The following is a 6,112-nucleotide window of genomic DNA, read 5'->3' on the forward strand; positions in this document are numbered from 1 at the left end:
GACATGCGTCGCGCCAGGGTGCAACGCGCGCAGCGCGTCGAGTTCGCGCATGGCGGCAGCGCGATCGGCGACGGGAATCGCCAGCGCGATGAAGCGGCTCTTGCGGATGTCGATTTCAGCGCTGACGGTAGCGGCGAGGGTGTAGGTGGGCAACGAAAGCTCGGATTAAAAAAAGGGCGGGCACGCTTGTCATGGTAAGGCGAAAGTCCGGACGTCCCCCTCGCCGCTCACGCTTTAGCGTTGTGGCATCACTGGTTTGTCGTCGCCGAGCGAACGTTGCATCAGGATCGTATCGACCCAGCCGCCATGCTTGTAGCCGACGTTGCGCAACACGCCGACATGCTCGAAGCCGAGGCGCGTGTGCAGGGCCATCGAACCGGAGTCGCTGCCAGAGGCGATCACTGCTACGAGCTGTCGCCAGGGTCCTGCTTCGCAGCGCGCGATCAGCGCTTCAAGCAGCGCAAGACCGAGGCCGCGGCCGAGCCAGCCGTCGGCGATATACACCGAATCCTCGATCGTGTGCCGATACGCCGAGCGCGGCCGATAAGCCGTCGCATACGTATAGCCTACGACCACGCCGTCTGCTTCGGCGACGAGATAGGGTAGCCCTGCGCCAGTAATCACGGCGTGCCGGGCGCGCATTTCATCGGCATCCGGCGGCGTTTCTTCGAACGTCGCGACCGCATGGATCACATAGTGTGCGTAGATGCGCGCGATGGTGTCGAAATCGGCGGCGTTCGCGTCGCGGATGGTGAATGCGGACTTGTGTTCAACTTTCCCTGACTCAGCCATCGAATGCCTCCCTGGTTAGTGCGTCGTGTGGCGTGCGATTGCCGAAACACCTGTGCGAGATTTTCTCACGAGTCACGGGCGGGATCGGCGGGTCTGTCATGGAGGTGTACGCTTGGCGGGAATATTCCATTTTCCGTTTTGGACAACTACCATGAGCACTCCGGTCCCCGATGCCGCCGCCACTGGTTTTCTAAAGGACGTGCGCCATCCTTTGCTGGCCTTGCATCGCGAGATCCTCGACGCCTCGCGCGCGCAGCATGAAAGTGAATTTGGTCCGGTTTCGCCGGGCGAGTTCTTGCAGATCGTCATCAATGGAAGCGCGTACCGGTGGCTAGCGCCGCTTTCTACGCTGATCGCGGCGCTAGACGATGTGCTGGATGATGCGGAGGCCACGTCTGGCGCACGCGTCGAGATGGCGCTGGCTGTGAGTACGATGTTCGGTTCTAAAGACCAGAAAAGCCGCAACGCCGTGTTTGATGCCCGGTACCTGCCGATGTTGCAGACCAGTCCGGAGATTGCCGTGGCGAACGGCCAAGTTGTGCGGAGGGTCCAGGCGCTGGCTTCGGGGGTTTAGGGGCTCGGCGCAGGGGACGGGGATTAGGGCGGCTGTGCTATCGGTGAGTGTGGGGCGAGCGTAGAGCCCTTCTGCTACGCCCCGCCCCCCCATTAGCCCCAATGTCTCAGCTCCGTCCGTTTTCGTTAGAATCCGCGCATCCGCGCCATGATCGACATGGACTGAAGGTCCGAACCATACCGGGGAGAACTCGTTGGACTCATCCACACCCGCAGCGTCGCCGGCCGCGTCGCCCGCCGCAGCAAGCAACATCGACACGAAACTCGTTGTCCGCGACATCCACAAACGCTTCGGCGAAAACGAAGTCCTCAAGGGCGTCTCGCTTTCGGCCAGGGCCGGCGACGTCATCAGCATCATCGGTTCGAGCGGATCGGGAAAAAGTACGTTCCTGCGCTGCATCAACTTCCTCGAACGGCCCAATGCCGGCGAGATCGTGGTCGACGGCGAGCCCGTACGCACCAAGACGGACAGCATGGGCAATCTCGAAGTCGCGGACCACAAGCAGTTGCAGCGCGTGCGCACCAAGCTTGCCATGGTGTTCCAGCATTTCAACTTGTGGGCCCACATGACGTCGATCGAGAACGTGATGGAAGCGCCCATGCATGTGCTGGGGTTATCGAAGAAGGAAGCGCTCGAACGCGCGCGCGACTGTCTCGAGAAAGTCGGCCTTGCACCCAAGGTGGAAAAGCAATATCCGTCACATCTGTCGGGCGGGCAGCAGCAACGGGTGGCCATCGCCCGCGCGCTCGCCATGCATCCCGACGTGATGCTCTTCGACGAACCCACCTCGGCACTCGATCCCGAACTGGTGGGCGAAGTGCTGAAGGTCATGCAGAAGCTGGCGGAAGAGGGCCGCACGATGATCGTCGTCACGCACGAAATGGGCTTCGCGCGCAACGTCTCGAATCACGTGATGTTCCTGCATCAAGGTCGCACGGAAGAGGAGGGCGCGCCCGGCGAGGTATTGGCCCGGCCGACCAGCGAGCGGCTGCAGCAGTTCCTGTCCGGCAGCCTCAAGTAATCCGTGGAGTTGCGCGCTGCCACGAAGCCGCTGCGGGTGGCAATCGCGCTGATCGCGCCTTGTTCGATGAGCGGCGCCGGCCCGGTCCTGGACGCGCTGCGCCTGGCGAATGAAATCGATGGCCGGACCTTGGTCGAGTGGCAGGTTTTATCGGTGGACGGCAGGCCGGTGGCATTGGGCGGCGGCGCGCAAGTGGCCGTCGATACCGCGTTCGGCGATGCGATCGATTGCGACTGGCTGATCGTCCTCAGCGAACGCTTCCACCCGTTCGCCGCGCAACGGCCGTTTCTTCAATCGCTCGCGCGCGTGGCGGCCCGCACGCCCCTCGTCAGTGGCATTCATCATGGCGTCTGGTGGCTGGCATCGGCGGGATTGCTCGATGGATATCGCGTGGCCGTGAACTGGGACATGGCGCAACAATTCACGGAGCAATTCGAAGATTGCATCGTCACGCAGCACATCTTCGAAACGGATCGGGATCGCGCGACCTGTTGCGGCGGCCAGGCCACGTCTGATTTCATGCTGTCAGTGCTCGGGCGCTGGCTTACGCGTGAACGGATCGAGCGAGTCGCGGATTCGCTGGGCATCAACACATTGCGAACGGGCGAAGAACGCCAGCGTATTCCGTATATCACCGCGCCGGGCGAGCGCAATCCGAGGCTGAACGACGCATTGCAGTTGATGGAAGCGAATATTGAAGAGCCGCTCGCTACCGACGAAATCGCCGCGCTCGCCGGCATTTCACGTCGTCAGCTCGAACGGCTGTTCCGGCAATATCTCAACGCGATGCCGGCCAAGTACTACCTCAACCTGCGCCTGTCCAAAGCGCGCACACAACTCCAGCGCAGCAGCCAGTCGGTCGTGCAGATCAGCCTTGCGTGCGGGTTTGCATCGGCGGCGCATTTCTCCAATGCGTACCGGGAGCGCTTCGGCGTGACGCCGCGTGAAGACCGGCGCGACTGGATCGAGCGCAATCGCGGCGAATCTTCCATTTCCTGAAGCGAACAACCGTGAAGCGTGTCGCGTTCCCGCAAGACGGAACGTGTGCCAGCCCCTACTATCTGAGAATACGCAGGTTGGATAAACACGCTCACGAGGTGGCTCATGACGGATCTGAATGTAACGCGCGCGACTTTCGACGAAGTAATGGTTCCCGTTTTCTCGCCGGCGGCTTTCGTGCCGGATCGCGCGCTGGGTTCGCGGATCTGGGACACGGAAGGGCGCGACTACATCGACTTAGCGGGCGGTATCGCAGTGACGGCGCTGGGTCATGCCCATCCCGAACTGCTCAAGGTCCTGCATGATCAAGGCCAGAAGCTCTGGCATATCGGCAACGGCTACACCAACGAACCCGTATTGCGTCTCGCGAAACGCCTGACCAGCCTGACCTTCGCCGACCGCGCGTTCTTCGCGAACTCGGGCGCGGAAGCGAACGAAGCCGCATTGAAGCTGGCGCGCCGCTACGCCATCGACACTGCCGGCCCGCAAAAAGTCGAAATCATCTCGTTCACACAGTCGTTCCACGGGCGCACCTTGTTCACCGTCAGCGTGGGCGGCCAGCCGAAATACGCGGAAGGTTTCGGCCCGACGCCGCAAGGCATCACGCACCTGCCATTCAACGATCTGGCGCAGGCCCGCACGGCCATCGGCCCGCAAACCTGCGCGGTTATCGTCGAACCGGTGCAGGGCGAAGGCGGCGTGCTTCCCGCCGATCCCGCATTCCTCCAGGGCCTGCGCGAAGCGTGCGACCAGCACGGCGCATTGCTGATATTCGACGAGGTGCAAACGGGCGTGGGCCGTACCGGCTCGTTGTACGCCTACATGGATTACGGCGTGACGCCGGATATCCTCACCACGGCCAAGGCGCTCGGCAACGGCTTTCCGATCGGCGCGATGTTGACGACCGAGAAGATCGCGGCGGTCTTCAAGGTCGGCGTTCATGGGACGACCTACGGCGGCAATCCGCTGGGGGCATCGATTGCGGACAAGGTGGTCGAGTTGATCAGCGACCCGCAGTTGCTGGAAGGCGTGAAAGAGCGCAGCGAGGCGATCAAGGCACATCTGGCACGTATTGACGCGCAGTTTCAGATCTTCAAGGAAATTCGCGGCAAGGGTCTGCTGCTTGGCGCGGAACTCTCCGATGCCTTCAAGGACCGCGCGAAGGACGTGCTGAACGCCGCCGCGAAACACGGCGTGATCATGCTGATTGCGGGTCCGAACGTGCTGCGATTCGCGCCGTCGCTGATCATGCCAATGAGCGATCTGGACGAAGGCTTCGCGCGCCTCGAAAAGGCTATTGCCGAGGTGGCGCGTTGATCGTGTCATCTTTACGAGGGAACCGCCGATGCTGATCGTCCGCCCCGCAAGACTCTCCGATCTCGACGCGCTCGAACGGATGGCGCGCGCAGCGCACCCGGTCCTGCACTCGCTGCCACGCGATCGCGGCGTGCTTGAAACGCGCGTCGCGCTGTCGGAGGATTCGTTTCGAGCCGATGTCGATTTTCCCGGCGAGGAGTTCTATCTCTTCGTGATCGAGGAAACGCGCACGCAAGCGTTGCTCGGGACGTCGAGCATCGTGGCGTCGGCGGGATATTCCGAGCCGTTCTACGCGTTTCGCAATGACGCGTTGATCCACGCGTCGCGTGAGCTCAAGGTGAGCCGCAAGATTCACGCACTGACCATGTCGCACGAGCTGACGGGCAAGAGCCGGTTGACGGGCTTTTACATCGACCCGGACGTGCGCGAAACGACCCACGACGACGCCGCGCATCTGCTTTCGCGCGCCCGCATGATGTACGTGGCCGCCAACCGCAAGCGTTTCTCCGAGGACGTGTTTTCCCTGATGCTCGGCGTGACCGATGCAGCGGGTGTATCGCCGTTCTGGGAAGCCGTCGGGCGCAAATTCTTCGGGCGCGACTTCGAGCAGGTCGAACTCGAATCGGGTGGCCGGAGCCGGACGTTCATCGCGGAAGTGATGCCGAGTTATCCGCTGTACGTGCCGCTGTTGCCGGCCGAAGCGCAACGCGTGTTGGGTGAGCCCGACGAAGGCGCCTTGCTGGCTTATGACATCCATCTGGAAGAGGGTTTCGAGCCGGATCGCTTCGTCGATATCTTCGATGCGGGTCCCGTCCTGACGGTTGCTGTCGAGCGCAGCGCGTCGGTTGTGGCAAACGAGATTCGCGTCGTGCGCAGCGCGCAGGGCAATGCCGGAACCGCCTTGCCCTATCTGATAGCCGCAGGCGGTGCGCATGCGTTCCGCTGCGCGCTGGGCGATCTGCCGTCCGCACGCACGCAAGGCGCGCCGCTTTCCGACGACTTGAAACAAGCCCTCGGCGTCGCCGACAACGCGTCGATACGCTGCGTGCCGCTTCACCAGGCTTCGGGAGAATTGCAATGATCGTCGTCCGCTGCGTGCAGCCTGGAGATGTCGACGCGCTCGTCGCGCTCGCGCACGAGACCGGACCGGGACTCACCACCTTTAAGCCCGATCGCGATGCACTGACGGCGCGCGTTGAACGTGCCCGACGCACGCTCGCCGATGAGGCTAAAGCCTTCGAGGCAGGATACCTGTTCGCGATGGAAGACACCGCGACCGGCGATATTGCCGGCGTGTGCGGCATAGAAACGGAAGTCGGGCTGGAGCAGCCGTTTTATAACTATCGTGTGTCGACGGTCGTGCATGCCAGCCGCGATCTGGGCGTGTGGACCAAGATGTCGCTGCTGAA

Annotated in this window: 7 protein-coding genes and 1 pseudogene; 6 read left to right on the plus strand and 2 right to left on the minus strand. The window is 62.6% G+C overall.

Features of this window, described 5'->3' with window-relative positions:
- Positions 1–153 (minus strand): annotated as a pseudogene (locus WCA53_RS02765) (elongation factor); the annotation flags it as partial.
- A gap of 81 nt (positions 154–234) precedes the next feature.
- On the minus strand, positions 235–792 hold the full coding sequence (locus WCA53_RS02770; protein ID WP_423905222.1) for an N-acetyltransferase family protein: 558 nt from the start codon (positions 790–792) through the stop codon (positions 235–237).
- Between the two features lie 151 nt (positions 793–943).
- On the opposite strand from WCA53_RS02770, the gene WCA53_RS02775 reads away from it, so the two are divergent.
- From WCA53_RS02775 to WCA53_RS02800, 6 genes are all read left to right on the plus strand, one after another.
- Positions 944–1,366 carry a hypothetical protein gene (locus WCA53_RS02775; RefSeq protein ID WP_423905224.1) on the plus strand — a complete coding sequence of 141 codons (423 nt, stop codon included), beginning with the start codon at positions 944–946 and terminating at the stop codon, positions 1,364–1,366.
- 250 nt (positions 1,367–1,616) lie between these two features.
- Positions 1,617–2,387, plus strand: a complete 771-nt coding sequence (locus WCA53_RS02780; RefSeq protein WP_423905232.1) for an ABC transporter ATP-binding protein — start codon at positions 1,617–1,619, stop codon at positions 2,385–2,387.
- 66 nt (positions 2,388–2,453) lie between these two features.
- The gene (locus WCA53_RS02785) at positions 2,454–3,386 is read left to right on the plus strand and encodes a GlxA family transcriptional regulator (protein ID WP_423905233.1); all 933 of its coding nucleotides are present in this window, start codon (positions 2,454–2,456) and stop codon (positions 3,384–3,386) included.
- Between the two features lie 105 nt (positions 3,387–3,491).
- A complete protein-coding gene (locus WCA53_RS02790) occupies positions 3,492–4,703 on the plus strand; it encodes an aspartate aminotransferase family protein (protein ID WP_423905225.1) in 1,212 nt (403 codons plus the stop codon).
- A 28-nt stretch (positions 4,704–4,731) separates the two neighbouring features.
- A complete protein-coding gene (aruF, locus tag WCA53_RS02795; RefSeq protein WP_423905228.1) occupies positions 4,732–5,784 on the plus strand; it encodes an arginine/ornithine succinyltransferase subunit alpha in 1,053 nt (350 codons plus the stop codon).
- The coding region (locus WCA53_RS02800) for an arginine N-succinyltransferase (RefSeq protein WP_423905231.1) at positions 5,781–6,112 on the plus strand (332 nt) is incomplete at its 3' end. The genes aruF and WCA53_RS02800, both read left to right, overlap by 4 nt.

Source organism: Caballeronia sp. (assembly GCF_049581465.1).
In the GTDB taxonomy this organism is placed as follows: Bacteria; Pseudomonadota; Gammaproteobacteria; order Burkholderiales; family Burkholderiaceae; genus Caballeronia.